Genomic DNA, 573 nt, shown 5'->3' with positions numbered 1-573 from the left:
GTCACGAGTCAAGAAGCCTGCCTTCTTGAGTGCCGGGCGGTTGTGCTCGGCATCGATCTCGTTCAGAGCGCGAGCCACGCCCAGGCGCAGCGCACCGGCCTGGCCGGAGGGGCCACCGCCGTCAATACGCGCGACGACGTCGTAGGCGCCCTGCAGCTCCAGCAGCTTGAAGGGGTCGTTGACCTCCTGCTGGTGCAGCTTGTTCGGGAAGTAGTTCTCCAGGGTGCGACCGTTGATGGTCCACTTGCCTGAGCCCGGGATGAGGCGCACACGCGCGACTGCTTCCTTGCGGCGGCCGGTGGCCTGGCCGGGAACGGTCAGGGCGGGACGCTCGGTCGCCACGGCGGTCTCGGTGCCGACGCTGGACTCGGAGGTGTAGGAGGTCAGCTCCTCCCCCTCCGGGGCGTAGTTCTCTTCAGTGTTCTGAGCCACGATGTCTCCTCGTTCAGTCGATCTCGAAAGGCCCGGAATTACTGGGCGACCTGGTTGAATTCGAAGGTCTTGGGCTGGTTCGCAGGGTGCGGGTGCTCGGGACCCGCGTAGACCTTGAGCTTGGACTTCTGCTGGGCAGCA

1 protein-coding gene and 1 pseudogene are annotated in these 573 nt (G+C 65.6%); both read right to left on the bottom strand.

What is annotated here, in order from left to right; translation table 11 throughout:
- On the bottom strand, positions 1-432 hold a 432-nt coding region (gene rpsI, locus GTW58_RS13715; protein ID WP_168023622.1), incomplete at its 3' end, for a 30S ribosomal protein S9.
- Between the two features lie 38 nt (positions 433-470).
- Positions 471-573 (bottom strand): annotated as a pseudogene (locus GTW58_RS13710) (uL13 family ribosomal protein); the annotation flags it as partial.

Origin of the sequence: Kocuria subflava, assembly GCF_012163155.1 — a bacterium.
Lineage (GTDB): Bacteria > Actinomycetota > Actinomycetes > Actinomycetales > Micrococcaceae > Kocuria > Kocuria subflava.
Note: the sequence above shows the minus strand (reverse complement) of the source record. Positions and strands in the feature narration are given on the sequence as shown.